Annotated in this window: 17 protein-coding genes; 9 read left to right on the top strand and 8 right to left on the bottom strand. The window is 67.6% G+C overall.

All coding sequences use genetic code 11. The features are described from left to right. The first annotated feature begins 31 nt into the window (after nt 1–31). From alr to O1Q03_RS15855, 3 genes are all read left to right on the top strand, one after another. Nucleotides 32–1,102, top strand: coding sequence for an alanine racemase (gene alr / locus O1Q03_RS15865; protein WP_269504611.1), 1,071 nt, complete (start codon nt 32–34; stop codon nt 1,100–1,102). Nucleotides 1,103–1,113: 11 nt separating this feature from the next. Further along, nucleotides 1,114–2,490 carry a DNA repair protein RadA gene (gene radA, locus O1Q03_RS15860; RefSeq protein WP_269504610.1) on the top strand — a complete coding sequence of 459 codons (1,377 nt, stop codon included), beginning with the start codon at nt 1,114–1,116 and terminating at the stop codon, nt 2,488–2,490. A gap of 148 nt (nt 2,491–2,638) precedes the next feature. Further along, nucleotides 2,639–2,905: a DUF2866 domain-containing protein gene (locus O1Q03_RS15855; protein WP_050012917.1), complete on the top strand. Its 267-nt coding sequence runs from the start codon at nt 2,639–2,641 to the stop codon at nt 2,903–2,905. A gap of 187 nt (nt 2,906–3,092) precedes the next feature. On the opposite strand, the gene O1Q03_RS15850 is transcribed toward O1Q03_RS15855, so the two are convergent. Continuing rightward, nucleotides 3,093–5,024 (bottom strand): ATP-binding cassette domain-containing protein, encoded by a 1,932-nt coding sequence (locus O1Q03_RS15850; RefSeq protein ID WP_269504609.1) that lies wholly within the window; start codon nt 5,022–5,024, stop codon nt 3,093–3,095. A 135-nt stretch (nt 5,025–5,159) separates the two neighbouring features. Here O1Q03_RS15850 and O1Q03_RS15845 point away from each other — a divergent pair, with 135 nt between their 5' ends. After that, nucleotides 5,160–5,639, top strand: a complete 480-nt coding sequence (locus O1Q03_RS15845) for a glutathione peroxidase (protein ID WP_269504608.1) — start codon at nt 5,160–5,162, stop codon at nt 5,637–5,639. Nucleotides 5,640–5,758: 119 nt separating this feature from the next. Here O1Q03_RS15845 and cls read toward each other — a convergent pair whose 3' ends face one another. The 7 genes from cls to O1Q03_RS15810 all read right to left on the bottom strand — a co-directional run bounded on the left by cls (nt 5,759) and on the right by O1Q03_RS15810 (nt 13,176). Next, nucleotides 5,759–7,198, bottom strand: a complete 1,440-nt coding sequence (cls, locus tag O1Q03_RS15840; RefSeq protein WP_269504607.1) for a cardiolipin synthase — start codon at nt 7,196–7,198, stop codon at nt 5,759–5,761. Between the two features lie 113 nt (nt 7,199–7,311). After that, complete coding sequence (gene prmB, locus O1Q03_RS15835) at nt 7,312–8,220, bottom strand: 50S ribosomal protein L3 N(5)-glutamine methyltransferase (RefSeq protein WP_269504605.1); 909 nt, start codon at nt 8,218–8,220, stop codon at nt 7,312–7,314. 11 nt (nt 8,221–8,231) lie between these two features. Beyond that, nucleotides 8,232–9,371 (bottom strand): succinyl-diaminopimelate desuccinylase, encoded by a 1,140-nt coding sequence (dapE, locus tag O1Q03_RS15830; RefSeq protein ID WP_269504603.1) that lies wholly within the window; start codon nt 9,369–9,371, stop codon nt 8,232–8,234. 88 nt (nt 9,372–9,459) lie between these two features. Continuing rightward, nucleotides 9,460–9,828 (bottom strand): ArsC family reductase, encoded by a 369-nt coding sequence (locus tag O1Q03_RS15825; protein ID WP_269504601.1) that lies wholly within the window; start codon nt 9,826–9,828, stop codon nt 9,460–9,462. Beyond that, on the bottom strand, nt 9,828–10,655 hold the full coding sequence (dapD, locus tag O1Q03_RS15820; RefSeq protein ID WP_006478479.1) for a 2,3,4,5-tetrahydropyridine-2,6-dicarboxylate N-succinyltransferase: 828 nt from the start codon (nt 10,653–10,655) through the stop codon (nt 9,828–9,830). The genes O1Q03_RS15825 and dapD overlap by 1 nt, the downstream gene beginning before the upstream one ends. A 45-nt stretch (nt 10,656–10,700) precedes the next feature. After that, nucleotides 10,701–11,948, bottom strand: a complete 1,248-nt coding sequence (gene dapC, locus O1Q03_RS15815; RefSeq protein ID WP_269504695.1) for a succinyldiaminopimelate transaminase — start codon at nt 11,946–11,948, stop codon at nt 10,701–10,703. A 175-nt stretch (nt 11,949–12,123) separates the two neighbouring features. Further along, a complete protein-coding gene (locus O1Q03_RS15810; RefSeq protein ID WP_269504600.1) occupies nt 12,124–13,176 on the bottom strand; it encodes an RNA-guided endonuclease InsQ/TnpB family protein in 1,053 nt (350 codons plus the stop codon). Between the two features lie 92 nt (nt 13,177–13,268). Here O1Q03_RS15810 and O1Q03_RS15805 point away from each other — a divergent pair, with 92 nt between their 5' ends. The 5 genes from O1Q03_RS15805 (at nt 13,269) to def (ending at nt 22,032) form a co-directional block, all read left to right on the top strand. Next, nucleotides 13,269–14,210: a DMT family transporter gene (locus O1Q03_RS15805; protein WP_269504599.1), complete on the top strand. Its 942-nt coding sequence runs from the start codon at nt 13,269–13,271 to the stop codon at nt 14,208–14,210. A gap of 139 nt (nt 14,211–14,349) precedes the next feature. After that, entirely contained in the window at nt 14,350–17,862 is a 3,513-nt protein-coding gene (smc, locus tag O1Q03_RS15800; protein ID WP_269504597.1) for a chromosome segregation protein SMC, read from the top strand. Between the two features lie 85 nt (nt 17,863–17,947). Continuing rightward, nucleotides 17,948–19,249, top strand: a complete 1,302-nt coding sequence (locus O1Q03_RS15795; RefSeq protein ID WP_269504596.1) for a cell division protein ZipA C-terminal FtsZ-binding domain-containing protein — start codon at nt 17,948–17,950, stop codon at nt 19,247–19,249. Between the two features lie 177 nt (nt 19,250–19,426). Beyond that, nucleotides 19,427–21,502 carry an NAD-dependent DNA ligase LigA gene (gene ligA / locus O1Q03_RS15790; protein WP_269504595.1) on the top strand — a complete coding sequence of 692 codons (2,076 nt, stop codon included), beginning with the start codon at nt 19,427–19,429 and terminating at the stop codon, nt 21,500–21,502. Further along, the gene (gene def / locus O1Q03_RS15785; RefSeq protein ID WP_269504594.1) at nt 21,499–22,032 is read left to right on the top strand and encodes a peptide deformylase; all 534 of its coding nucleotides are present in this window, start codon (nt 21,499–21,501) and stop codon (nt 22,030–22,032) included. The genes ligA and def overlap by 4 nt, the downstream gene beginning before the upstream one ends. Nucleotides 22,033–22,133: the final 101 nt, after the last annotated feature.

The following is a 22,133-nucleotide window of genomic DNA, read 5'->3' as shown; positions in this document are numbered from 1 at the left end:
TGATTCGCAAGCGTCTTTACGTAAATTTCCCATGCCGCGCCCGATCTCCGCCACCATCCATACCGCCGCTCTCGCGAACAATCTCTCCGTCGTCCGCCGATTTGCCGGCCCGTCCAAGGTCTGGGCGGTCGTCAAGGCCAACGCGTACGGCCACGGTCTCGCACGCGTGTTTCCCGGCCTGCGCGGCACCGACGGCTTCGGCCTGCTCGATCTCGACGAGGCCGTGAAGCTGCGCGAGCTCGGCTGGGCCGGCCCGATCCTGCTGCTCGAAGGGTTCTTCCGCTCGACCGACATCGACGTGATCGACCGCTACAGCCTGACCACGACCGTCCACAACGACGAGCAGATGCGGATGCTGGAGACGGCGCGGCTGTCGAAGCCCGTCAACGTGCAGCTCAAGATGAACAGCGGGATGAACCGGCTCGGTTACACGCCGGAAAAATACCGTGCCGCGTGGGAACGCGCGCGTGCGTGCCCGGGCATCGGCCAGATCACGTTGATGACCCATTTTTCGGATGCCGACAACGAGCGCGGCGTGGCCGAGCAGCTCGCGACGTTCGAGCGCGGCGCGCTCAGCATTGCCGGCGCGCGCAGCCTCGCGAATTCGGCCGCCGTGCTGTGGCATCCGGATACGCATTTCGACTGGGTGCGCCCGGGGATCGTGCTGTACGGCGCGTCGCCGTCGGGGCGGTCGGCCGATATCGCCGACACGGGGCTCAAGCCCGCGATGACGCTCCAGTCCGAGCTGATCGCCGTGCAGACGATCGCGAAGGGCCAGGCGATCGGCTATGGCTCGACGTTTTCCGCGCAAACGCCGATGCGCATCGGCGTCGTCGCGTGCGGCTACGCGGACGGCTATCCGCGCGTCGCGCCCGAGGGCACGCCGGTGATCGTCGACGGCATCCGCACGCGGATCGTCGGCCGCGTGTCGATGGACATGATCACCGTCGACCTGACGCCGTGCCCGCAGGCCGGCGTCGGCGCGCGGGTCGAGCTGTGGGGCGACGCGCTGCCGATCGACGACGTCGCGCGCCATTGCGGCACCATCGGCTATGAACTGATGTGCGCGGTCGCCGCCCGCGTACCGGTACGCGCGGAATAAGGGCGTCGCGCGTGGCCAAACAGAAAACCGTCTACGTCTGCAGCGAATGCGGCGGACAAACGCCGAAGTGGCAGGGGCAATGCCCGTCGTGCCAGGCCTGGAACACCCTCGTCGAATCGGTTGCCGAGTCGCCGGCGGCCCATCGCTTTCAGTCGCTCGCGAAGCGGGCGCCCGTGCAGCGTCTCGTCGACATCGAGGCGGCCGACGTGCCGCGCTTCTCGACGGGGATCGGTGAATTCGATCGCGTGCTCGGCGGCGGGCTGGTTCCAGGCGGCGTCGTGCTGATCGGCGGCGATCCGGGCATCGGCAAATCGACGCTGCTGCTGCAGTCGCTCGCGGACATCGCGAGCGAGCGGCGCGCACTCTATATCAGTGGCGAGGAATCGGCCGCGCAGATCGCGTTGCGCGCGCAACGGCTCGCGCTGCTCGACGGCGGCGCGCCGGCGGACGAGCTGAAGCTGCTCGCCGAGATCCAGCTCGAGAAGATCCAGGCGGCAATCGATGCCGAGCGGCCCGATGTCGCCGTGATCGACTCGATCCAGACCGTCTATTCGGAAGCGCTGACGTCGGCGCCCGGTTCGGTCGCGCAGGTGCGCGAATGCGCGGCGCAGCTCACGCGCATCGCGAAGCAGTCGGGCACCGCGATCATCATGGTCGGGCACGTGACGAAGGAGGGCAACCTCGCAGGCCCGCGCGTGCTCGAGCACATCGTCGACACGGTGCTGTACTTCGAGGGCGACACGCATTCGTCGTTCCGGCTCGTGCGCGCGTTCAAGAACCGCTTCGGCGCGGTCAACGAGCTCGGCGTGTTCGCGATGACCGAGCGCGGGCTGCGCGGTGTCGCGAACCCGTCCGCGCTGTTCCTGTCGCAGCACGAGCAGGTCGTGCCCGGTTCGTGCGTGCTCGTCACGCAGGAAGGCACGCGCCCGCTGCTCGTCGAAATCCAGGCGCTCGTCGATACCGCGCACGTGCCGAACCCGCGCCGGCTCGCGGTCGGCCTCGAGCAGAACCGGCTCGCGATGCTGCTCGCGGTGCTGCACCGGCACGCGGGCATCGCGGCCTTCGACCAGGACGTGTTCCTGAACGCGGTGGGCGGCGTGAAGATCACCGAGCCGGCTGCCGACCTCGCAGTGCTGCTCGCGATTCACTCGTCGATGCGCAACAAGGCGCTGCCGAAAGGGCTGATCGTGTTCGGCGAAGTGGGGCTGGCGGGCGAGATCCGGCCGTCGCCGCGCGGGCAGGAGCGGCTGCGCGAAGCCGCGAAGCTCGGCTTCACGGCCGCGCTGATTCCGAAGGCGAATGCCCCGAAGCAGCCGATCGAAGGGCTGAACGTGATGGCCGTCGAGCGGCTCGAGCAGGCGATCGACCGCGTACGCGATCTCGAATGAGCGGTCCGGCGCGCGCACGGTTCGTGCGGCGCCGGCCGATCTGTCGCGTAATTCTCTGTAAAGAATATGTAGGCTTCTGTAACCCGCCGGACATCGCTTTTCCCTATCCTTTGCCGGATTGTCGAACCGCGCAATGCGAAGGGAACCTATGTTGAAATCGTATGGGGAAGCGCCTGGCGGACGCCTTTACAACCTGCGCGGCTGCCGCGTGTCGGAGCCGATTCGCCAGCCGTGGGGCGGCGGATGCCGGATCGTCGAGTGGATCGACGAAGAAGGGCGCCTCGCGCGCAAGGTCGTGTCCGAGGATGTGACGGAAGCGGAAGTCGCCGCGGCGATCCGCCGGCCGACCGAAGGGCGCCGGTACCTGATGGACGACGACGAGCAGATGCCGCGCGATACGCTGCCGCGTCGCTGAGCGGATGGTGCGGCGGGCATACGGGCGCCGCCGACGCAGCCACGTCGAACGCAGCAATGACAACAAGGCCGGGCCAGGGCGCCCGGCCTCGTCGTTTTCGGGGCCGGTGCGGCCGGGCAAGTTAGTGGGGCGTTGACGCCCCGACACGCTGCGCGGCCGATGACGCGCTCGGCGCCGATGGCCGCGTTCAGCCGATCTGCTCGAGTTCTTCCTGCGCGGCGAGCCAGTCCGCCTCGACCGTCTCGAGCCGGGTCGTGACTTCGCCGAGCTTGCGGATCGCGTCGGTCAGTTCCGTCTTGCGCGCGGCCTCGTAGCTTGCCGGATCGGCGACGAACGCGTCGAGGCGCGCCTTCTCCGCGTGCAGCGTTTCCATTTCCTTTTCGAGCTTCGTGATGCGGTTCTGCAGCGGTTTCTTCAACTGCGACAACCGCTGGCGTTCCTCGGCCGCCTGACGCTTCTGATCCTTGCGGTTGACGCCCGGATCCGCGCCCGCGGCGGTCGCGCTGTCGGCCTTTGCAGCCGCGCGTTGCTCGGCCGCATGCTGCAGCAGCCAGTCGCGGTAGTCGTCGAGGTCGCCGTCGAACGGCTGCAGCCGGTGTTTCGCGACGAGCATGAACTGGTCGGTCGTCGCGCGCAGCAGGTGGCGGTCGTGCGACACGAGGATCAGCGTGCCTTCGAACTGCGCGAGCGCCATCGTCAGCGCGTGCCGCGTTTCGAGGTCGAGGTGGTTCGTCGGTTCGTCGAGCAGCAGCAGGTTCGGCTTCTGCCAGATGATCAGCGCCAGCGCGAGCCGTGCCTTCTCACCGCCGGAGAACGGGCCGACGGCGCTCGTCGCCATGTCGCCCGAGAAATTGAAGCCGCCGAGGAAGTCGCGCAGTTCCTGCTCGCGCGTGTCGGGCGCGAGCCGTGCCAGATGCGCGAGCGGCGAATCGTCCTCGCGCAGCGTTTCGAGCTGGTGCTGCGCGAAATAGCCGATCGTCAGCCCCTTGCCGTCGCGCACATGGCCCGACAGCGGCGCGAGCGTGCCGGCCAGCGTCTTGATCAGCGTCGACTTGCCCTGGCCGTTCGCGCCGAGCAGCCCGATGCGCTGGCCGTTCTGGATCGACAGCGCCACGCGTTCGACGATCGGGATTTCCGCGCCGTCGTCGGCATGGTAGCCGCAGCGGACGTCTTCCATCACCATCATCGGGTTCGGCGCGGCATCGGGCGTGCGGAATTCGAACGTGAACGGCGACGCGATGTGCGCGGGCGCGATCAGCTCCATTTTTTCGAGCGCCTTCATCCGGCTTTGCGCCTGCTTGGCCTTGGTCGCCTTGGCCTTGAAGCGGTCGACGAAGCTCTGCAGGTGCTCGATCGTCTTCTGCTGCTTTTCGTATGCGCTTTGTTGCAGCGCCAGCTGTTGCGCGCGCAGCACTTCGAACTGCGAGTAGTTGCCGCCGTAGCGCTTCACCTGGCGATTTTCCAGGTGCAGCGTGACGTTGCAGATCGAATCGAGGAATTCTCGGTCGTGCGAGATCACGACGAGCGTGCCCGCGTAACGGTGCAGCCAGTCTTCGAGCCAGACGATCGCGTCGAGGTCGAGGTGGTTGGTCGGTTCGTCGAGCAGCAGCAGGTCGGAGCGGCACATCAGCGCCTGCGCGAGGTTCAGGCGCATGCGCCAGCCGCCGGAGAAGCTCGCCACCGATTCGCGCGTCTGCGCGAGCGTGAAGCCGAGGCCGAGCAGCAGTGCTTCGGCGCGCGCGGGCGCGGTATAGCCGTCGGCGTCGGCGAAAGCCGCGTGCGCGTCAGCTTCGGCTGCGCCGTCATGCGCGGCCGAGGCGGCGGCGATGCGCACTTCGATCTCGCGCAGCGCGGTGTCGCCGTCGAGCGTGTAGTCGAGCGCGGAGCGGTCGACGGCAGGCGTTTCCTGCGACACATGGGCGATCCGCCACGACGGCGGCATCGAGAAATCGCCGGCGTCGGAATGCAGCTCGCCGCGCAGGACCGAGAACAGCGTCGATTTGCCGGCGCCGTTCGCGCCGATCAGGCCGGCTTTCTCGCCGGGATTGAGGACGAACGAGGCCGACTCGAACAGCGGCTTGGTGCCGCGCGCAAGGCTGAACTGATTGAAACGGATCACGGCGTGAATGACTGGCCAAAACCGCTATTCTAGACTGCGCGCGACTCGCCCCGGGCATCGGCCGCTCGGCGGATGCCGCAACGGCGCGATTTCGCCTAGACTCCACGTCGACCGGTTTCGTAAAAGGAGTGTCCGATGTCCACCCTGTATTCGTTCAGCGCAGAGACGCTCGCCGGCCAGCCGGCCTCGCTCGATGCGTACCGCGGCAAGGTGCTGCTGATCGTCAACACCGCGAGCGAGTGCGGTTTCACGCCGCAGTACGCGGGGCTGCAGAAGCTGTACGACCAGTACGCGGCCCGCGGCTTCTTCGTGCTCGGCTTTCCGTGCAACCAGTTCGGCAAGCAGGAGCCGGGCGACGCGACGCAGATCGGCGCGTTTTGCGAGCGCAACTACGGCGTCACGTTTCCGATGTTCGCGAAGATCGACGTGAAGGGCGATCACGCGCATCCGCTGTACCGTTATCTGACCGATGAAGCGCCGGGCATCCTGGGCCTGAAGGCGATCAAGTGGAATTTCACGAAATTCCTGGTCGACCGCGACGGGCGCATCGTCAAGCGCTACGCACCGTCGACGAAGCCCGAGGAAATCGCCGCGGATATCGACAAGCTGCTGTAACCGCATGAGGCGGCCGGTGGCCCGAACGGGCTGCGGGTCGCCGCGCGGGCGGCGCAGGGCAGGAAAGGGTAGACGCGCGCCGCCGTGCCGGCCGGCCGGCGGCGGCGTTCGTGCGTTCGCTACAGGATCGGCGCGAACAGGCGCGCGACGTGCATCGCGATGCGCCGCCACGCCGGCGAGGTCCGATACTCGCTCGCATCGACCTCGTACGCCTGCGCGAAGTCGGCGTCGAGCATTGCCTCGACCTCGCCGGCGAAGGCGCGATCGACGGTCAGCACCATGATCTCGAAATTGAGCCGGAACGAGCGGTTGTCGAGGTTCGCGCTGCCGACCGCGGCCGCCACGCGGTCGATCAGCAGGACTTTCTGGTGCAGGAAGCCCGGCCGGTAGCGGAACACCTTCACGCCGGCATCGACGAGATCGCGCGCGTAGAGCTTCGACGCCTCGAACACGACGTAGTGGTCGCGCCGGCTCGGGATCAGGATCCGTACGTCGACGCCGCGCATCACCGCGAGCTTCAGCGCGGCGACCACCGCTTCGTCGGGCACGAGGTACGGCGTCGTGATCCAGACGCGTTCGCGCGCCGCGTTGATCGCCTCGACGAAGAACAGCGACCCGGTTTCCTGCTTGTCGGCCGGCCCCATCGGCACCGCGAGGCAATGCATCGTGTCGTCCGCCCGCGCCGCTGGCGGTGTGGCGGGCGGCGGCAGCGTCTGGGTCGCCCAGTGCCAGTCTTCGGCGAACACGTACTGAATGCTGGCGACCACCGGGCCGCGTATCTCGATGTGGGTGTCGCGCCACGGCGACAGGCGCCGGTTCGCGCCGAGATATTCGACGCCGACGTTGTGCCCGCCGACGAACGCGCGATTGCCGTCGACGACGACGATCTTGCGATGGTTGCGGAAGTTGAGCTGGAAGCGGTTGACGAACTTGCGGTGGGTCGCGAACGGGTGGACCTCGACACCGCCGCGACGCAGCGCGTCGACGTAGCTGCGCGGCAGGTCGAAGCAGCCGATGCTGTCGTACAGCAGGTAGCAGCGCACGCCGGCCGCGGCGCGGGCGAGCAGCGCGTCGCGCAGCATCTGGCCGAGCGCGTCGTCGCGCACGATGAAGAACTGGATGACCACGTAGTCGCGCGCGTCGTCGATCGCCGACAGGATCGCGGAGAACGTTGCATCGCCGTTGACGAGCGTGCGCACCGCATTGCCGCCGACGAACGGCGTCCCGCCGAGTCGCGTGAGCGCGAGCATCGCGGTCCGGCCGATCGCATCGGCGACCGGCCCGTCGGCCGCGTCGGCCTCGAGCCACGGCGCGCGCGGTGTGTGCGTGCGCAACGCTTCCATCTCGTGGCGTCGTGCGTCGACGTAGCCGGAGAACTTGCTGCGGCCGAGGAACAGGTAGGGGATGAGCGTCAGGTACGGCATCGCGGCGAGCGACACGGCCCACGCGATCGCGCCTTGCGACGTGCGCGTGTTCATGACTGCGTGAAACGCCGCGACGATCCCGAGCACGTGGATGGCCAGGATGAGGGTGCCGAGATGTAGCCAGTCGAGGGTCATAGGCGCGTGACGGACTCCTGAAGTCGTGCGGCGCGGCGGCCGCTCACGCGCATCTTACCGAACCGTGCGGGACAGCGGTGTGCCGCGCCGCACGGTTCGGTCGCCGCGCGCCTTCAGGCCTTGCGCGGCAGGTCCGACGCCTGGATCAGGAACACGCTGTCGTCGCCGGCGCTGGTGGGCAACCACGTGAGATTCAGACCGCCGAACGCGGCTTCGACGTTCTCGCGCTCGTTCCCGATCTCGACGACGAGCACGCCGTCGTCGTGCAGCCACTTGTGCGCTTCGGCGATGATCCGTCGCACGATGTCCATCCCGTCGTCGCCGCCGGCGAGCGCCATCTCCGGCTCGTGCCGGTACTCGGGCGGCAGGGCCGCCATCGACGTTGCGTTGACGTACGGCGGGTTCGTCAGGATCACGTCGTAGCGCGTATCGGGTTCGGCGCGGAACGCGGGCAGCGGCGCGTACAGGTCGCCGCGATGCAGCGCGATGCGATCGTCGAGCCCGTAGTCGTGCACGTTGATTTCGGCGACTTCGAGCGCCTTGTCGGACAGGTCGACCGCGTCGATCTCGGCGTTCGGGAACGCGCTGGCCGCGAGGATCGCAAGACAGCCCGAGCCCGTGCACAGCTCGAGCACTGCACCGACCTGCTCGGGATCGGCGACGTACGGCTGCAGCCCGTCGTCGAGCAGCTCGCCGATGAACGAGCGCGGCACGATCACACGCTCGTCGACGTAGAAGCGATGGCCGTGCATCCACGCTTCATGCGTGAGATAGGCGGCCGGCACGCGCTCCGTCGCGCGCCGCTCGATCACCGCGAGCACCGCGGCGATTTCATCGGGCAGCAGGCGCGCATCGAGGAACGGTTCGAGCGTGTCGAGCGGCAGGTCGAGCGTATGCAGCACGAGGTACGCGGCTTCGTCGTACGCGTTGTCCGAGCCGTGGCCGAACGAGAGCTTCGCTTTCGAGAAGCGCGTGACTGCATAGCGCAGCAGGTCGCGAACGGTTGCAAAAGGTGTCGTCATGCGAGGCTCCATCAGGCGATCAGTTGTTCGAGCACGCGGCGGTACACGTTCTTCAGCGGGTCGACGAAGCGCAGGTCGATGTGCTCGTCGATCTTGTGGATGCTGCCGTTCGGCGGGCCGAACTCGATCACCTGCGGGCAGATGCGCGCGATGAATCGGCCATCGGACGTGCCGCCCGTCGTCGACAGTTCGGTCGTGATGCCGGTCTCGGCGCGGATCGCGTTTTCCAGCGCGTTCGACAGGTCGCCGCGCGGCGTGAGGAACGGCAGGCCGCTCACCGACCACTTCAGCGTGTATTCGAGGCCGTGCTTGTCGAGGATCGCATGCACGCGTGCCTGCAGGCCTTCGACCGTGCTCGCCGTCGAGAAGCGGAAGTTGAACATCAGGTCCGCGTGGCCGGGGATCACGTTGGTCGCGCCGGTGCCGGCGTGCAGGTTCGACACCTGCCAGGTGGTCGGCGGGAAGTATTCGTTGCCTTCGTCCCACTGTTCGGCGGCGAGCTCGGCGAGCGCCGGCGCGAGCAGGTGGATCGGGTTCTTCGCGAGATGCGGGTACGCGATGTGGCCTTGCACGCCCTTGACGACCAGTTCGCCCGACATCGAGCCGCGGCGGCCGTTCTTCACGACGTCGCCGAGTTCGGTGGTCGACGTCGGCTCGCCGACGATGCAGTAGTCGAGGCGTTCGCCGCGCGCTTGCAGCAGCTCGACGACCTTCACGGTGCCGTCGGTGGCCGGGCCTTCCTCGTCGCTCGTGATCAGGAACGCGATCGCGCCGCGGTGGCCGGGATGGGCGGCGACGAATTCCTCCGACGCGACGACGAACGCCGCGAGCGACGTCTTCATGTCGGCCGCGCCGCGGCCGTACAGCTTGCCGTCGCGATGGGTCGGGATGAACGGCGGCGACGTCCACTGTTCGAGCGGGCCGGTCGGCACGACGTCGGTGTGGCCCGCGAATGCGAGCAGCTTGCCGTCGCGACCGTCGGCGCCGCGCTTGACGGCCCACAGGTTGGTCACGCCGTGCGACGCGATGGTCTCGCATTCGAAGCCGAGCGCGGCGAGGCGCTGGGTCATGATCTGCTGGCAATGCTGGTCGTCGGGCGTGACGGATGCGCGGGCGATCAACTGTTCGGTAAGGGCTAGGGTGGCGGACATGGTTCGGACCACTTTGGATAAAAAATGCCGGCGCGGTGGCCGGCAGCGATGAGACGTCGGGCGGCGCCCGCGGGCGCAGCGCGCGGCCCTAGGCGGCGAACAGCGCCGCGTACTGATCGGCCACGAAGCCGAGCGATTTCACGCGGCCGTTGACGACGAGCACCGGACGCTTGATGACCGACGGCTTGTGGATCATCAGCGCGACCGCGCCGGACTTCGTTTCCGCGGCCGCCTTCATGGCGTCGTCGAGGCCGCGCCACGTGGTGCCGCGCTTGTTCACGAGCGCGTCGAGCGACACGTCCTTCAGCCAGTCCTCGACGAGCGGTGCGCTGACGCCGAGCTTCTTGAAATCGTGGAACTCGAATTCGACGCCGTGCTCGTCGAGCCACACGCGGGCCTTCTTCACGGTGTCGCAGTTCGGAATGCCGTAGACGACCACGGTGTGCGGCTTCGCCATCAGTCGCCTCGCAGCAGCTCGTTCAGGCCGACCTTCGCGCGGGTCTTCGCGTCGACCTTCTTCACGATCACCGCGCAGTACAGGCTGTGCGAGCCGTCCTTCGACGGCAGGTTGCCGGCGACCACGACCGAGCCGGCCGGGATGCGGCCGTAGCTGACTTCGCCCGTTTCGCGATCGTAGATCTTGGTGCTCTGGCCGAGGTATACGCCCATCGAGATCACCGAGTTTTCCTCGACGATCACGCCTTCGACGACTTCCGAGCGCGCGCCGATGAAGCAGTTGTCTTCGATGATGACCGGGTTCGCCTGCAGCGGCTCGAGCACGCCGCCGATGCCGACGCCGCCCGACAGGTGCACGTTCTTGCCGATCTGCGCGCACGAACCGACCGTCGCCCACGTGTCGACCATCGTGCCTTCGTCGACGTATGCGCCGATGTTGGTGTACGACGGCATCAGCACGACGTTCTTCGCGATGAACGAGCCACGGCGCGCGATGGCCGGCGGCACGACGCGGAAGCCGCCCGCGGCGAAGTCTTCAGCCGTGTAGTTCGCGAACTTCGACGGCACCTTGTCGTAGAACTGCGAGTAGCCGCCGGCCGGCATCGGTGCGTTGTCCTCCAGGCGGAACGACAGCAGCACGGCCTTCTTCAGCCACTGGTGGACCGTCCAGTTGCCGTCGATCTTCTCGGCGACGCGCAGCGCACCTTTGTCGAGTTGCTCGATCGCGTGAGCGACGGCCTCGCGGACGTCGGCGGGTGCGGCCTTCGGCGACAGCTCGGCGCGGTTTTCCCAGGCGGTATCGATGATTTGCTGAAGTTGTTGCGACATGTTCGTTTTCGCAGGAGATGAATGGAATTGATCGGGATGGACGTCTTACTGCGCGAGAGCCCGGCAGAAATCGACGATGCGTTGCGCGCCCTCGACGCATTCGGGGGTGCCCGCGACGAGCGCGATCCGGATGAAATCGCGGCCCGGGTTCGTGCCGTGCGCATCGCGCGCCAGGTACGAGCCGGGCAGAACCGTCACATTATAGTCGGCGTACAGGCGGCGGGCGAACTCGGTGTCCGACAGGCCGGTGCGCGCGACGTTGGCCCACAGGTAGAACGCGGCGTCGGGCAGCTTCACGTCGATGACCTCGGCGAGCATCGGCGTGACGGTATTGAACTTCTGCACGTACAGCGCGCGGTTCTCGCGCACGTGCGCCTCGTCGTTCCACGCGGCGATGCTCGCGTGCTGCCAGACCGGCGACAGCGCGGCGCCGTGGTACGTGCGGTACAGCAGGAATTTCTTGAGCAGCGCGGCGTCGCCGGCGACGAAACCCGAGCGCATGCCCGGCACGTTCGAGCGCTTCGACAGGCTCGACAGCATCACGAGGCGCTCGAAGCCGCGGCCGAGGCGCTGCGCGGCCTCGAGGCCGCCGAGCGGCGGCGCCGCTTCGTCGAAATAGATTTCCGAATAGCACTCGTCGGACGCGATCACGAAGCCGTGACGGTCGGACAGCGCGAACAGCTCGCGCCAATCGTCGAGCGTCAGCACGGCGCCCGTCGGGTTGCCCGGCGAGCACACGTACAGCAGCTGCGTGCGCGCCCACACTTCATCGGGCACGGCCGCGTAGTCGCACGCGAAGTTGCGCGCCGGGTCGCTGTTCGCGAAATAGGGTTCGGCACCGGCGAGCAGCGCCGCGCCTTCGTAAATTTGATAGAAAGGATTCGGACAGAGTACGATCGCCTTCTTGCCGTCCGCGCGTGGGCGCGCGTCGATCACCGTCTGCGCGAGGGAGAACAGCGCCTCGCGCGAGCCCGACACAGGGAGCACCTGCGTGGCCGCATCGATCGCCGGCAGCCCGTAGCGGCGTTCGAGCCAACGCGCGATCGACGTGCGCAGCGCGTCCGAGCCGGCCGTGGCCGGATACGACGCGAGGCCGTCGAGCGAAGCGACCACGGCGTCGCGGATCAGCGCCGGCGTCGCGTGCTTGGGCTCGCCGATGCCGAAGCTGATCGGTTTCAGGTTGCCGGAAGGCGTACCGGCACCGGGCGTCACGTCCTTGAACAGGGCGCGCAGCTTTTCGAAGGGATAGGGCTGGAGCGAGTCGAGTCGAGGGTTCACGGGCGAAGCGGCCATCGCGGCCGGTTGGAGCGAAAGAAGCGGCGGGCGCGCCGCGCGGCTGCGAGCGGGCGCCGGGGCGCGCGGGTCGCAACGGACGATTATAGCGTGACGGAATGCGGTCACGGCCTGCCGGAACGGCGGCCGTGCCGGTCGAATAAAGGGTATCGAAGCAATTGACGTCCTCGTCCGCCTAATGGCGGAGGATTCCCACACCTGGCGATGCACGTCCGCATCGGAGAATGTTCAGCGCAGCGTTGATATCACGATCATGTTCGACACCACAGTCACTGCAGGCCCATGCTCTTATTCGCAGTCCCGCGATACCTTTCGGCCGCGTCGTGCTGTCTTTCGACCCGCACGACGAACAAGACTGGGTGGAACCGCTTTCGTCGACTTTCTCGAATGTGGCCCCGTGCGCGATCGCTTTGTAACGGAGCTTGTTTCGGAAGGACGACCAGGATGCGTCGTAGACGCTCTTCGCCATCCTGGTTCTGGCAAGTTTGACGGCCGACACGTTGCCGACCGCGATGTAATCGAAACGCCGCACCAGATCGAGCGCGAGCTTATGCTGGAAATCGGCACGGGCATTCGCGACCTTGGCGTACAGCTTCGCGATATGCCGCTTGTGCTTTCGCGCCCGTTGCGCTTTCGCCAGCTTTTCCGCCGCTCGTCGACCGAATTGGTCATTGGGCAGCTTCTCGCCGGTCGAAAGTGTGGCGAAGTCTTTCAGGCCGAGATCGATGCCGACGCCGGAACGGATCGGGCGGGCCTGAACATCGGGCATCTCGATCACGATATTGAGAAACCAATTACCACGCGCGTCCTGCGCGAAGTTGGTTCCATCCCTGATCTTACCTTCGGGAAGCGGCCGGCTGTTGAACACGCGAAAGGTGTTGCCGGCGAAACGGAACGCGTCATCCTCGCGCTTCAGGTCACGCCCCTTCAGCGGCACCCAGCCCAGCGATTTCCTGCCGCGATAGCGCAGGTAGGGCCGACGGTGCTGACTGCGCGACTTCGCATATTGCTCGCACGTCGCGTTGATCGTGCCGGAGTGGATGCCGACTTCCTTGCTGCTGCCGGTCGTCAGCACGTTCAGGTCGAATCCTGTCGGCCACTTCTTGCCCCACTTGAGCGCGTGCTTCTGCGTGTCATTGCAGAAGTTCCAGACGTAGTTCACCGCACGGCTCTGCTTGTTGAGCAGTCCGTTGAGCGACTTCACCCGGTAGCGGTAGACAAGGATCATGCCGGTGATCCTACCCCGTGGAAGAAGCTGCCTGTCAACAGCACGCCTTTCCTTCCGGCCATCAATGGCGGGGTTTCTCGGAGCAAATTCTGATGAACAACGCGGTACGCGGCAGCCTGCCGACACTGGCCATCCTGATCGGCGCGTCGGTATGGGGCCTGATCTGGTATCCGTTGCGGATTCTCGCGTCGCTCGGCCTCACCGGCACGCTGGCGAGCGCGCTGACGAGCCTCGTCGCATTCCTGTTCGTGATCGTCGTGCGCCACAGCACGATCTCGACGCTGCGCTGGCACTGGGTGCTGCCGGGCATCGCGATCACGGCCGGCGTGACGAACCTCGGCTTCGTGTGGGGCACGATCCACGGCGAGGTGCTGCGCGTGATGCTGCTGTTCTACCTGACCCCGGCATGGACCGCGATCTATGCGCACTTCCTGTTGCGCGAGCGGCTGACCTGGGCCGGCGCCGGCCTCGCGGCGCTGTCGATCGGCGGCGCGATGCTGATGCTATGGTCGCCGCAGCTCGGCGTGCCGCTGCCGGCCAATCCTGCGGAATGGGCGGGGCTCGCGGCCGGGCTGAGCTTCGCGATGAGCAACGTGCTCGTGATCAAGGCGAGCCGCGAGCTGCCGGAGATGCGCGCCGAAATGCGCACGGCGACGCTGTTCGGCGGCGCGGCGGTGTTCGGCGCGATCGCGTCGCTGTTCGAAGGCTTGCCGCCGGTGCCGGCAAGCGGTTCGCTCGGCATTGCCGCGCTGATCGTCGTCGCGATCGGCGCGACGATCGCGGTGAACAACCTGCTCGTGCAATACGGGCTCGCGCGCGTGCCGGCGAACCGTGCTTCGATCATCATGCTGTTCGAGATCGTGATCACCGCGCTGTCGGCGTGGGTGTTCGCGAATGAACTGCCGAGCGCGCGCGAGTGGGCGGGCGGCGCGTGCATCGTGCTCGCCACGCTGCTGTCGAGCCGGGTCCATCGTGCCGCGCCGGCACCGGGCAAACCCGGCGACGGTCGGGACGGCGCACGCGCGATGGTATGATGGACGCCGTTTGCGGGGCCCAACGCTGGATGCGCGCGGCCCCGCTTTTGAATTCCGGGGCGCGTGGCGCGCAGGGGCTTTCCGGCCCCGCGCCGTGCGGCCCCGTCCGTTTCACACCTTCTTCACATCCGATACCGCCGTGCGTCTGAGCTCGATCAAACTCGCTGGCTTCAAATCCTTCGTCGATCCCACGCATTTCCAGGTTCCGGGCCAGCTTGTCGGCGTGGTAGGCCCGAACGGGTGCGGCAAGTCCAACATCATCGATGCCGTGCGCTGGGTGCTCGGCGAGTCGCGCGCGTCCGAGCTGCGCGGCGAATCGATGCAGGACGTGATCTTCAACGGTTCGACCGCCCGCAAGCCCGGCAGCCGGGCCAGCGTCGAACTGATCTTCGACAACTCCGACGGCCGCGCGGCCGGGCAGTGGGGCCAGTACGGCGAAATCGCCGTGAAGCGCGTGCTGACGCGCGACGGCACGTCGAGCTACTACATCAACAACCTGCCGGCGCGCCGCCGCGACATCCAGGACATCTTCCTCGGCACCGGCCTCGGCCCGCGTGCGTACGCGATCATCGGGCAGGGGATGATCGCGCGGATCATCGAGGCGAAGCCGGAAGAGCTGCGCGTGTTCCTCGAGGAAGCCGCGGGCGTGTCGAAGTACAAGGAGCGCCGCCGCGAGACCGAGAACCGTCTGCACGACACGCGCGAGAACCTGACGCGCGTTGAAGACATCGTCCGCGAACTCGGCGCGAACCTCGAGAAGCTCGAGGCGCAGGCGGTGGTGGCGACCAAGTACAAGGAGCTCGTCGCCGACGGCGAGGAGAAGCAGCGCCTGTTGTGGCTGCTGCGCAAGAACGAGGCCGCGGGCGAGCAGCAGAAGCAGCAGCGTGCGATCGAGCAGGCGCAGATCGACCTCGACGCGCAGACGGCAAAGCTGCGCGAGGTCGAGTCGCAGCTCGAGACGCTGCGGGTCGCGCATTACGCGGCGAGTGACGCGATGCAGGGCGCACAGGGCGCGCTCTACGAGGCGAACGCCGAAGTGAGCCGCCTCGAGGCGGAGATCAAGTTCATCGTCGAATCGCGCAACCGCGTGCAGGCGCAGATCGCCGCGCTGAACGCGCAGCGCGAGCAATGGCGCGCGCAGGCCGAGAAGGCGCAGGACGAGCTCGAGGAAGCCGAAGAGGCGCGCGCGATGGCCGACGAGAAGGCCGCGCTCGCCGAAGACAACGCAGCGGCGAAGCACGACGCGCTGCCGGCCCTCGAGGCGAAGTGGCGCGACGCGCAGGCGCAGCTCAACGACGAGCGCGCGCGCATCGCGCAGACGGAACAGTCGCTGAAGCTCGAAGCCGCGCATCAGCGCAACGCCGACCAGCAGCTCCAGCAGCTTCAGCAGCGCCACGAGCGTCTGAAGAGCGAAGCGGGCGGCCTCGACGCGCCCGACGAAGCGCAGCTCGAAGAGTTGCGCATGCAGCTCGCCGAACAGGAAGAGATCCTCGCGGAAGCGCAGGCGCGGCTTGCCGATGCGCAGGAAACGGTGCCGCGCCTCGACGGCGAACGCCGCGCCGCGCATGAGCGCGTGCAGGCCGAAAGCGCGCAGATCCACCAGCTCGAGGCGCGGCTCGCCGCGCTGAAGCAGCTGCAGGAGAACGTGCAGACCGAAGGCAAGATCCAGCCGTGGCTCGACAAGCACGAGCTCGGCGCGCTGCCGCGCCTGTGGAAGAAGCTGCACGTCGAGGCGGGCTGGGAAGCGGCGCTCGAGGCGGTGCTGCGCGAGCGTCTCGCCGCGCTCGAAGTGTCGAATCTCGACTGGGTGAAGGCGTTCGCGACCGATGCGCCGCCGGCGAAGCTCGCGTTCTACGCGCCGCCGATGGCCGGTGAAGCGCCGGTCGCCCCGGCCGGGCTGCGCCCGGTGCTGTCGCTCGTGCGTATCGACGATGCGGGCATCCGCGCGGTGCTGAACGACTGGCTCGGCAACGTGTACGTCGCCGACGACATCGCGCAGGCGCTCGCGACGCGCGCGCAACTGCCGGCGGGCGGCGCATTCGTCGTCAAGGCCGGCCATATCGTCACGCGGGTCGGCGTGCAGCTGTACGCAGCCGATTCGGAGCAGGCCGGGATGCTGGCCCGCCAGCAGGAAATCGAAAACCTGACGCGCCAGGTGCGCGCACAGGCATTGCTCGCCGACGACGCGCGCACGGCCGCCGTGCGGGCGGAAGCCGCACACACGCAGGCCACGCAGGCGCTGGGCGACGTGCGCGCGCAGGCCGAACGCGCGACGCAGCGCGTGCACGCGCTGCAGATGGACGTGCTGAAGCTCGCGCAGGCACATGAACGCTATACGCAGCGCAGCACGCAGATCCGCGAGGAACTCGAGGAAATCGGCGCGCAGATCGACGAGCAGCGCGCATTGCGCGCGGAATCGGAAGCGAATTTCGAGCGCTTCGACGGCGAACTGGCCGAGTTGCAGGCGCGTTTCGAAGACAACCAGCTCGCGTTCGAAGCACTCGACGAATCGCTGACGCAGGCACGCCAGGAAGCGCGCGACCTCGAGCGCGGCGCGAACGACGCGCGCTTCGCCGCGCGCAACGCCGTCACGCGGATCGACGAGCTCAAGCGCAGCATCCAGGTCGCGCACGAGCAGAGCGAACGCGTTGCCGCATCGCTGGAAGACGCGCGCGCCGAACTCGAGACGATCAACGAGCAGACCGCGCATACGGGCCTGCAGGACGCGCTCGAAATTCGCGCGGTCAAGGAAGAAGCGCTGCAGGCGGCCCGGATCGAACTCGACGACCTGACCGCGAAGCTGCGCGCATCGGACGAGCAGCGTCTCGTCGCCGAACGTTCGCTGCAGCCGCTGCGCGATCGCATCACCGAGCTGCAGCTGAAGGAGCAGGCCGCGCGCCTGTCCGTCGAGCAGTTCGCCGAGCAGCTCACGGCGGCCGAGGTCGACGAGGAAGCGCTGCGCGACAAGCTGACGCCGGATCTCAAGCCGTCGTACCTGCAGGGCGAAGTCACGCGCCTGAACAACGCGATCAACGCGCTCGGCCCGGTGAACATGGCCGCGCTCGACGAGCTGAAGGCCGCCAGCGAGCGCAAGGTGTTCCTCGACGCGCAGTCGGCCGACCTGACCGACGCGATCACGACGCTCGAGGACGCGATCCACAAGATCGACCAGGAAACCCGCACGTTGCTGCAGGGCACCTTCGACGAGGTCAACCGTCACTTCAGCGACCTGTTCCCGCGCCTGTTCGGCGGCGGCCAGGCGAAGCTGATCATGACGGGCGACGAAATCCTCGATGCCGGCGTGCAGGTGATGGCGCAGCCGCCGGGCAAGAAGAACGCGACGATTCACCTGCTGTCGGGCGGCGAGAAGGCGCTGACCGCCACCGCGCTGGTGTTCGCGATGTTCCAGCTGAACCCGGCGCCGTTCTGTCTGCTCGACGAGGTCGACGCACCGCTCGACGACGCGAACACCGAGCGTTTCGCGAATCTCGTGCGTGCGATGTCCGACAAGACGCAGTTCCTGTTCATCTCGCACAACAAGATCGCGATGGAGATGGCGCAGCAACTGATCGGCGTGACGATGCAGGAGCAGGGCGTGTCGCGGATCGTCGCGGTGGACATGGAAACCGCCGCGGGTTTTGCGCAGAATTGACGTTTGACGAAACCGGACCGCGTTCGCGCGGCGCATGGGCGCCCGTTCGCGGTTCCGACGAAAAAGAATTGCTGATGGAGCGTGCATGGACGAGTTGACACTCGGTTTGATCGGCGCGGGCGCCGTCGTGGTGGGCGGCGTCGTGGTCTACAACGCGTGGCAGGGCGCGAAGGTGCGGCGCAAGATGCCGCGCCCGATGCCGGAAGAAGCGGCCGAGGCGATGCAGCGCCCCGAGCGCGACGATGAGCGGCCGTTCATCGAGCCGGTGCGTCAGCCCACGCGGCGTGAACCCGCGGCACGGGCGCCGGCGGCCGCCCCGAGCGCGCCGACCGAGGCCGCGCGCGTCGAGCCGACGTTCGGCGGCGTCGCGCCGGCGGACACGCCGGCCGACCTGCAGGCCGAGGCGACCGGCACCGCCGCGTCGCCGGAGTCGAGCGAGTCGGCTGCATCGACCGAACAGGCCGTTCACGAAGCGTCGGTCGCCGGCGCTTCCGAAGCAGCGGCGCCCGCGGCATCGGCCGAGCCGGACGAACCCGTGCTGCCGGCGGCGACGACGATCTCGTCGGCGCCGCCCGCGATCGTCGACCGCCGGATCGATTGCATCGTGCCGATTCGCCTGGGCGGACCGCTGCCGGGCGACAAGATCCTGCCGGCCGCCCAGCGGCTGCGCCGCGCGGGCAGCAAGCCCGTGCATATCGAAGGCAAGCCGGAAGGCGGTCAGTGGGAGCTGCTGCAGAACGGCGTGCGCTATGAAGAGCTGCGCGCGGCCGCGCAGCTCGCGAACCGCAGCGGCGCGCTCAACGAGCTCGAATTCTCCGAATTCGTGACGGGCGTCCAGCAGTTCGCCGACGCGATCGACGGCGCGCCGGAATTCCCGGACATGATGGAGACGGTCGCGATGGCGCGCGAGCTCGACGGCTTTGCCGCGCAGTGCGACGCGCAGCTGTCGATCAACGTGATGTCTGACGGCGCGCCGTGGTCGGCGAACTACGTGCAGGCCGTTGCATCGCAGGACGGGCTGCTGCTGTCGCGCGACGGCACGCGCTTCGTGAAGCTCGACGCGAAGCAGAACCCCGTGTTCATGCTGCAGTTCGGCGACACGAACTTCCTGCGCGACGACCTCACGTACAAGGGCGGCAACATGATCACGCTGGTGCTCGACGTGCCGGTCGCCGAAGAGGACATCCTGCCGTTCCGGCTGATGTGCGATTACGCGAAGTCGCTGTCCGAGCGCATCGGTGCGCGCGTCGTCGACGATTCGCGCCGGCCGCTGCCGGAATCGACGCTCGTCGCGATCGATCAGCAGTTGATGAAGCTGTACGCGAAGCTCGAGGAAGCCGGCATCCCGGCCGGTTCGCCGGTCACGCGTCGCCTGTTCAGCCAGTAACGCGTCGTGCGGGCCGGCGGCATCCCGTGCCGCCGCCCGTCGCCTTCGCTGCAACGCAGCATGCACGCCGCCGGTGTGCGCTGCGACGGGCCGTCCGGCACGTATTGCGTGTCGCCGCCGCGGCATCAAACTGAGATAATCGAACATCCGATTTTTCAGAACGAATCTGCCGCCAGCATGGCCCGAACCCAAGCCGAACCGCCAGCCAGCCAGCCCGACGCGCGCGCCGCGTGGCTGCGCGACCAACTCGAGCGGGCGAGCTACGCCTACTACGTGCTCGACCAGCCGGATCTGCCCGACGCCGAATACGATCGGCTGTTCCGTGAGCTGCAGCAGCTCGAAACCGACCATCCCGAACTCGTGACGCCCGATTCGCCGACACAGCGTGTCGGCGGCGAAGCAGCCGGCGGCTTCACGCCGGTCGTCCACGATGCGCCGATGCTGTCGCTGAACAACGGCTTCGCCGACGAGGACATCGTCGCGTTCGACAAGCGCGTGGCCGACGCGCTCGCCAAGACGACCGATCTCGCCGGCTCGGTGACGGAGCCTGTCGAATACGCGTGCGAATTGAAGTTCGACGGCCTCGCGATCTCGCTGCGCTACGAGCAGGGCGTGTTCGTGCAGGCCGCGACGCGCGGCGACGGCACGACGGGCGAGGACGTGACGGAGAACGTGCGCACGATCCGCTCGATCCCGCTGAAGCTGAAGGGCAAGCACGTGCCGGCCGTGCTCGACGTGCGCGGCGAGGTGCTGATGTTCAAGCGCGATTTCGCACGCCTGAACGAACGCCAGCGCGCGGCTGAGCTGCGCGAATTCGCGAACCCGCGCAACGCGGCGGCCGGCAGCCTGCGCCAGCTCGACCCGAAGATCACAGCGCAGCGTCCGCTGTCGTTCTTCGCGTACGGCATCGGCGTGCTCGACGGGATGCCGATGCCCGACACGCACAGCGCGCTGCTCGACTGGTACGAGTCGCTCGGCCTGCCGGTGAATCGCGAGCGCGAAGTCGTGCACGGCGCCGATGGCTTGCTCGGGTTCTTCCGCAAGGTCGGCGAGAAGCGCGAGTCGCTGCCGTACGACATCGACGGCGTCGTCTACAAGGTGAACCGGCGCGACGAACAGGATCGCCTCGGCTTCGTGTCGCGCGCGCCGCGCTTCGCGCTCGCGCACAAGTTCCCTGCGCAGGAGGCGCTGACCAAACTCGTCGCGATCGACGTGCAGGTCGGCCGCACCGGCGCGATCACGCCCGTCGCACGGCTCGAACCGGTGTTCGTCGGCGGCGCGACGGTGACCAACGCGACGCTGCACAACGAGGACGAAGTACGCCGCAAGGACATCCGGATCGGCGATACCGTGATCGTGCGACGCGCGGGCGACGTGATTCCGGAAGTGGTCGGCGCGCTGCTCGATCGCCGGCCGGCCGATGCGGCCGAATTCGTGATGCCGACCGAATGCCCGGTGTGCGGGTCGAAGATCGAGCGGCTGCCGGACGAGGCGATCGCGCGCTGCACCGGCGGCCTGTTCTGCCCGGCGCAGCGCAAGCAGGCGCTGTGGCATTTCGCGCAGCGCCGCGCGCTCGACATCGACGGGCTCGGCGAGAAGATCATCGACCAGCTCGTCGAGCTGAATCTCGTGCGCACGCCGGCCGACCTGTTCAATCTGGGCTTCGCGACGCTCGCGGAGCTCGACCGGTTCGCCGACAAGTCCGCACAGAACCTGCTCGACTCGCTCGAGAAGGCGAAGCACACGACGCTCGCGCGCTTCATCTACGGGCTCGGCATCCGCCATGTCGGCGAGTCGACCGCGAAGGATCTCGCGAAGCATTTCGGTTCGCTGACGCCGATCATGGACGCGTCGATCGACGAGCTGCTCGAGGTCAACGACGTCGGGCCGATCGTCGCCGAATCGATCCACCAGTTCTTCGCGGAAGAGCACAACCGGACCGTGATCGAGCAACTGCGCGCGCCCGGCAAGGTCACGTGGCCGGAAGGGCCGCCCGCGCCGAAGGCGCCGCAGGGCGTGCTGGCCGGCAAGACCGTCGTGCTGACGGGCACGCTGCCGAACCTCACGCGCGACGCCGCGAAAGAGATGCTCGAAGCGGCGGGCGCGAAAGTCGCGGGCTCGGTATCGAAGAAGACGGATTACGTGGTGGCGGGTGCCGAGGCGGGCAGCAAGCTCGCGAAGGCCGAGGAACTCGGCATTCCCGTACTGGACGAAGACGGACTGCACCAACTCCTGGAGGGCAACACGCCATGATTCGCGAGATCCTGAAGATGGGCGACCCGCGCCTGCTCGAAGTCGCTAAACCGGTCGAGCGGTTCGATACACCCGAGCTGCACGAGATCGTCGCGGACATGTTCGAGACGATGCATCACGCGAACGGTGCGGGGCTCGCCGCGCCGCAGGTCGGCATCGGGCTGCAGATCATCATCTTCGGCTTCGGCAGCAACAATCGCTATCCCGACGCGCCGCCCGTGCCCGAGACCGTGCTGATCAACCCGAAGATCGAATACATGCCGCCGGACATGGAAGAGGGCTGGGAAGGCTGCCTGTCGGTGCCGGGCATGCGCGGCGTGGTCAGCCGCTACGCGAAGGTGCGCTACAGCGGTTACGATCGGTTCGGCGCGAAGATCGATCGCGTCGCCGACGGCTTCCATGCGCGCGTGGTCCAGCATGAATACGATCACCTGATCGGCAAGCTGTACCCGATGCGGATCACCGACTTCACGCGCTTCGGCTTCACCGAGGTGCTGTTCCCGGGGCTCGATCCGGCCGACGACGACTGACCGGCACGCCAACGCCCGTGCGGCGTAGCGTGCCGTCGCTGTACCGGAAACGAATAAGCCCGCTTGCGCGGGCTTATTCTTTGCGTCGCACGCGCAGCGTG

This window comes from Burkholderia sp. IMCC1007, assembly GCF_027257875.1.
In the GTDB taxonomy this organism is placed as follows: Bacteria; Pseudomonadota; Gammaproteobacteria; order Burkholderiales; family Burkholderiaceae; genus Burkholderia.
This window is presented reverse-complemented; position numbering and strand designations above follow the sequence as displayed.

Excerpts from the sequence above, each read along its gene's own strand:
- alr (WP_269504611.1), top strand. The coding sequence starts at position 32 with ATGCCGCGCCCGATCTCCGCCACCATCCATACCGCCGCTCTCGCGAAC.
- O1Q03_RS15855 (WP_050012917.1), top strand. The coding sequence starts at position 2,639 with ATGTTGAAATCGTATGGGGAAGCGCCTGGCGGACGCCTTTACAACCTG.
- O1Q03_RS15845 (WP_269504608.1), top strand. The coding sequence starts at position 5,160 with ATGTCCACCCTGTATTCGTTCAGCGCAGAGACGCTCGCCGGCCAGCCG.
- cls (WP_269504607.1), bottom strand. The coding sequence starts at position 7,198 with ATGACCCTCGACTGGCTACATCTCGGCACCCTCATCCTGGCCATCCAC.
- prmB (WP_269504605.1), bottom strand. The coding sequence starts at position 8,220 with ATGACGACACCTTTTGCAACCGTTCGCGACCTGCTGCGCTATGCAGTC.
- dapE (WP_269504603.1), bottom strand. The coding sequence starts at position 9,371 with ATGTCCGCCACCCTAGCCCTTACCGAACAGTTGATCGCCCGCGCATCC.
- O1Q03_RS15825 (WP_269504601.1), bottom strand. The coding sequence starts at position 9,828 with ATGGCGAAGCCGCACACCGTGGTCGTCTACGGCATTCCGAACTGCGAC.
- dapD (WP_006478479.1), bottom strand. The coding sequence starts at position 10,655 with ATGTCGCAACAACTTCAGCAAATCATCGATACCGCCTGGGAAAACCGC.
- dapC (WP_269504695.1), bottom strand. The coding sequence starts at position 11,948 with ATGGCCGCTTCGCCCGTGAACCCTCGACTCGACTCGCTCCAGCCCTAT.
- O1Q03_RS15810 (WP_269504600.1), bottom strand. The coding sequence starts at position 13,176 with ATGATCCTTGTCTACCGCTACCGGGTGAAGTCGCTCAACGGACTGCTC.
- O1Q03_RS15805 (WP_269504599.1), top strand. The coding sequence starts at position 13,269 with ATGAACAACGCGGTACGCGGCAGCCTGCCGACACTGGCCATCCTGATC.
- O1Q03_RS15795 (WP_269504596.1), top strand. The coding sequence starts at position 17,948 with ATGGACGAGTTGACACTCGGTTTGATCGGCGCGGGCGCCGTCGTGGTG.
- ligA (WP_269504595.1), top strand. The coding sequence starts at position 19,427 with ATGGCCCGAACCCAAGCCGAACCGCCAGCCAGCCAGCCCGACGCGCGC.
- def (WP_269504594.1), top strand. The coding sequence starts at position 21,499 with ATGATTCGCGAGATCCTGAAGATGGGCGACCCGCGCCTGCTCGAAGTC.